This window comes from Corynebacterium sp., assembly GCF_030152825.1.
Taxonomy (GTDB): domain Bacteria; phylum Actinomycetota; class Actinomycetes; order Mycobacteriales; family Mycobacteriaceae; genus Corynebacterium.
In genome coordinates this window covers 1-4,332 of record NZ_JASLIP010000077.1, presented here as the reverse complement: position 1 = coordinate 4,332, position 4,332 = coordinate 1, and the positions used below count along the sequence as shown (strand labels likewise).

Annotated in this window: 5 protein-coding genes; all 5 read left to right on the top strand. The window is 66.7% G+C overall.

Annotated elements, in window-relative coordinates:
• A partial coding sequence (locus Q1V78_RS08175; RefSeq protein WP_300613461.1) for an aminotransferase class III-fold pyridoxal phosphate-dependent enzyme occupies positions 1 to 601 on the top strand: 601 nt, incomplete at its 5' end.
• Positions 602 to 635: 34 nt separating this feature from the next.
• Positions 636 to 1,241 carry a histidine phosphatase family protein gene (locus Q1V78_RS08170; protein ID WP_300613458.1) on the top strand — a complete coding sequence of 202 codons (606 nt, stop codon included), beginning with the start codon at positions 636 to 638 and terminating at the stop codon, positions 1,239 to 1,241.
• Positions 1,242 to 1,287: 46 nt separating this feature from the next.
• Complete coding sequence (locus Q1V78_RS08165; protein WP_300613456.1) at positions 1,288 to 1,968, top strand: TlpA disulfide reductase family protein; 681 nt, start codon at positions 1,288 to 1,290, stop codon at positions 1,966 to 1,968.
• Positions 1,969 to 2,793 carry a cytochrome c biogenesis CcdA family protein gene (locus Q1V78_RS08160; protein WP_300613454.1) on the top strand — a complete coding sequence of 275 codons (825 nt, stop codon included), beginning with the start codon at positions 1,969 to 1,971 and terminating at the stop codon, positions 2,791 to 2,793.
• A 45-nt stretch (positions 2,794 to 2,838) separates the two neighbouring features.
• Positions 2,839 to 4,332: cytochrome c biogenesis protein ResB (locus Q1V78_RS08155; RefSeq protein WP_300613451.1), on the top strand; the 1,494-nt coding region annotated here is incomplete at its 3' end.

Sequence of the window (4,332 nt, the reverse complement as noted above, 5' to 3'; positions counted from 1 at the left end):
CGGCGCGCTGCTCATCGTCGACGAGGTCATGACCGGCTTCCGCGTGGGCTACCAGGGCTGGTTCGGCAAGGACGGCGTGGCCGGCGACCTCACGACCTTCGGCAAGGTCGTCTCCGGTGGCCTGCCCGCCGCGGCCTTCGGTGGCCGCGCCGAGATCATGGACCACCTGGCCCCGGTCGGCCCGGTGTACCAGGCCGGCACCCTCTCCGGTAACCCGGTCGCGATGGCCAGCGGACTGGCGTCGTTGAAGCTGGCGGACGAGGAGGCCTACCGCACCCTGGACGCGAACGCCGAGCGCCTGATCGGGCTGATCACCGAGGCGCTGGACCGCGAGTCCGTGGAGCACCACATCCAGCGCGCTGGGACGATGTTCTCCGTGCGTTTCGCGGACGGCGAGGGCACCAACTTCGAGGAGATGAAGGCAGCGGAGACCTTCCGCTACCCGGCCTTCTTCCACGAGCTGCTGGACAACGGCATCTTCGCCCCGCCGAGCGTGTTCGAGACCTGGTTCGTCTCCACCGCGCTTACGGACGCGGACTTCGAGTGTTTCGAGGCCGCCCTCGTGCCGGCCGCAAAGGCAGCCGCCGCCGCGGAGGCTTAGGCGCAGGCCGGGTCGGCCGGTAAGCTCGACAAGCATGACAACCATCGTGCATTTGGTTCGCCACGGCGAGGTCCACAACCCGGATCGGATCCTCTACGGTCGCCTCCCCGGCTACCGACTCTCCGCCCGCGGCGAGAACATGGCTCACGCCACGGCCGTCGACCTGGCCGACCACCACGTCACCCACCTGGTGGCCTCCCCGCTGCAGCGCGCGCAGGAGACGGCCCGGCCCTTCGCCGAGAAACTCGGCCTGGAGATTCAGACCGATGAGCGGGTCATCGAGGCGGGCAACGACCTCGAAGGCCTGCACATCAAGGGGGTGCGTTCCGCGCTGTGGAACCCCAAGCGCTGGCACATGCTGCGCCGCCCGGCCGAGCCGAGCTGGGGTGAGCCCTATACCGAGATCCGCGACCGTATGTGGGAGGCCGTGGAATCCGCCCGCGCTGCCGCCCGTGGCTCCGAGGCCGTGATCGTGAGCCACCAGCTTCCGATCGTGATGATCCAGCGCGACGTGCGCGGCCAGAAGCTGGCCCACAACCCGGCCGCCCGCCAGTGCAACCTCGCCAGCGTGACCTCCCTGATCTTCGAGGGCAAGGAGCTGGTGGACATGATCTACTCCGAGCCCGCAGCCGATATTTAACGGGTCGCAACCCGAGCGAATAGCAGCAGAAAGGTAGGCCAAGCCCATGTCGCGACGATGCGCCCATCTGAGGAGCACCCGTCCCAACCTCCGCTCGCGCAGCCACGCCGCGCTGGCCGCGCTGCTCACCGCCGCCGTCTCCCTCGGCGGGCTCACCGCCTGTGGGGAGGGCGCGACCGGCGACGACGCCGTCGCGGTCGGGGGCACCTTCGAGTTCGTCTCCCCAGGTGGGCAGACCTCCATCAGCTACCCGCAGGAGGAACGCAAGGAAATCGCCAACCTCACCGGCGAGTCCCTCATGGAGGAAGGCGAGCAGATCAACCTGGAGGACTACGCCGGCAAGGCCGTCGTCCTGAACACCTGGGGCCAGTGGTGCGGGCCGTGCCGCTCCGAGGCAGATGACCTGGAGCGCGTCCACGAGAAGCTGGTCAAGCGCGGCGACGGCACAGTCTTGGGCATCAACGTCCGCGATCCGTCGCGGGAGAAGCCGAAGAACTTCGTGCGCACCTACGGCGTCACCTACCCGTCCATCTACGACCCGCCGTTCAAGTCCGCGCTGCGGCTGGGCGGCATCCCGGCGTCCGTCGTCCCGACGACGATTGTGCTGGATAAGCAGCACCGTCCGGCGCACATCTTCCTCAAGGAGATCACCGACGATGAGCTGTGGAAGGTTCTGGAGCCGATCCTCGACGAAGAAGACGGCGCCGGGGACGGGGAGGGTGCTTAAGTGCTGAGCCCGGAGCAGGCTGTATTGACCCTCGCCGCGGGGGATATCGGCCAGCGTTTCGCGGATACGGTCTCCGCCGGTCCGCTCGTTCTTGCGATGCTGGCAGCCGCGCTGGCGGGACTGGTCTCCTTCGCCTCGCCGTGCGTGATCCCGCTGGTACCGGGCTATATCTCTTATCTCGCTGGCGTGGTCGGCGCGGACACCGAGTTCACCGAGCAGGGCACGAAGGTCGCGAATAAGAGGGGACGCGTGGGCGCTGCGGCGCTGCTGTTCGTCGCCGGTTTCACCGTGATCTTCCTGCTCGCCACGGCCACGGTCTTCGGCCTGATCAGCACCCTGATGATCAACCAGCAGCTGCTCATGCGCATCGGTGGCGCGGTGACGATCCTCATGGGCGTGGTCTTCATGGGCTTCATCACCCCGCTGCAGGCCGACACCCGCATGGCGCCGAAGCGCTGGACGACCCTGGCGGGAGCCCCGCTGCTCGGCGGGATCTTCGCGTTGGGCTGGACTCCCTGCCTGGGGCCGACACTCGCGGCGATCATCTCCGTCTCCGCGGGCACCGAGGGCACGACCGCCGCGCGCGGGGTGCTGCTGATCATCGCCTACTGCATCGGCCTGGGCATGCCTTTCATCCTGCTGGCCCTGGGCTCGCGCCGGGCGCTGGCAGGGGTTGGCTTCCTGCGCCGCCATTCGCGCCGCATCCAGGTGGCCGGCGGCATCCTGCTGGTGATTGTTGGGATTTTGCTGCTCACCGGGCAGTGGGCAATATTTGTGGAGTGGATCCGGGAGGCGTTCATTAGTGATGCAACGCTGCCGATCTAACAAGTGCGTAGAGCGTGTGCGAAAACAACGTGAAAGGGCATTCTCATGACTGAGCACAAGGCCGGTACGAAGCCAGGCGGCGGGAAGAACCCCGCTCGGCTGATCCTGGCCCTGCCCAAACGTGCCTGGCAGTGGCTCACCAAGATGAAGACGGCCCTGGTGCTGCTCTTCCTGCTAGCCCTCGCCGCGATCCCCGGCGCCCTGCTGCCGCAGCGCTCGCTGAACCAGGACAAGGTGGCCGACTACATCGCCGCCAATGGCAAGACCGCAGAGGTCTTCGACAAACTGGGCCTATTCGACGTCTTCAGCTCCTCGTGGTTCATGGCGATCTACGTGCTGCTGTTCATCTCGCTGGTGGGCTGCATCCTGCCACGCAGCTGGGATCACTACCAGGCGCTGCGCTCCACCCCGCCGCGGGCGCCGAAGGTGCTCAAGCGGATGCCGAATCACATCTCCGGCACCGTGGACACCGAGCCGGAGGCGATGAAGGAGCTCCTGCGCCGCGAGTTCAAGGGCTGGCACATCGCAGAAACTTCAGCCGAGGACGACCGCGCGGGCCGCTGGTCCATCTCCGCGGAGCGCGGCTACCTGCGCGAGTTCGCGAACCTCGTCTTCCACCTCGCCCTGGTGGGCATCCTCGTGGCCGTGGGCATCGGCCGTCTCACCTACTACGAGGGCCAGGCGATCGTCATCGCCGATACCGAGAACTCCGAGTTTTGTAACTCCGCGGTCGGTAACTTCGACTCCTTCCGCCACGGGCAGCTCTTCGACGGTACCGGCCTGCACCCCTACTGCATCAACGTCAAGAACTTTAAGGCGGAGTACCTGCCCAACGGGCAGGCAGTGGACTTCGAATCGGACATCGATTACGCCGTCGGCGACACCGCCTACGAGCCGCACGAGAAGTGGGAAAAGACCACCCTGAAGGTCAACCACCCGCTGCGCCTGGAGGGCGACCGCATCTACCTGCAGGGTCACGGCTACGCCCCGACGTTCACCATCAAGTGGCCCAACGGCGAGAAGGTCACGGAGACCACCCAGTTCCGTCCGGACGACCAGATCAACTTCCTCTCCTCTGGCGCGATGCGTTGGGACCCGCCGGTCGACATGTTCGACGACGAGCTCGAGCGCCGCAATAACCAGATCGCCATCCAGGGCCTGTTCGCGCCCACGGCTGAGTTCACCGGCGAAAAGGGTGCGCTGCTGACCTCCCGCTACCCGGCGATGACGGACCCGGCGGTGGCCATCGACGTCTACCGCGGCCAGACGGGCCTGGACGCCGGCAGCGCGCAGTCCATCTTCTCCCTGAACCCGGAGCAGATGCACAACGGCCTGCTGGAGAAGCTGGACCGCGTGAACCTGCGCGTCGGCGAGAAGGTCACCCTGGACGACGGCACCGAGATCACCTTCGACGGCGCCAAGGAGTTCATCAACATCCAGATCGGCCACGACCCGACCCTGTGGTGGGTGTTCTTCTTCGCGGTCCTCATGCTGGCCTCGCTGGTGGTCTCCCTGTCCATCAAGCGCCGCCGCCTGTGG

What these genes read in the sequence shown, in the direction of transcription:
- Q1V78_RS08165 (WP_300613456.1), top strand. Translation starts at nt 1,288, where the DNA reads ATGTCGCGACGATGCGCCCATCTGAGGAGCACCCGTCCCAACCTCCGC.
- Q1V78_RS08170 (WP_300613458.1), top strand. Translation starts at nt 636, where the DNA reads ATGACAACCATCGTGCATTTGGTTCGCCACGGCGAGGTCCACAACCCG.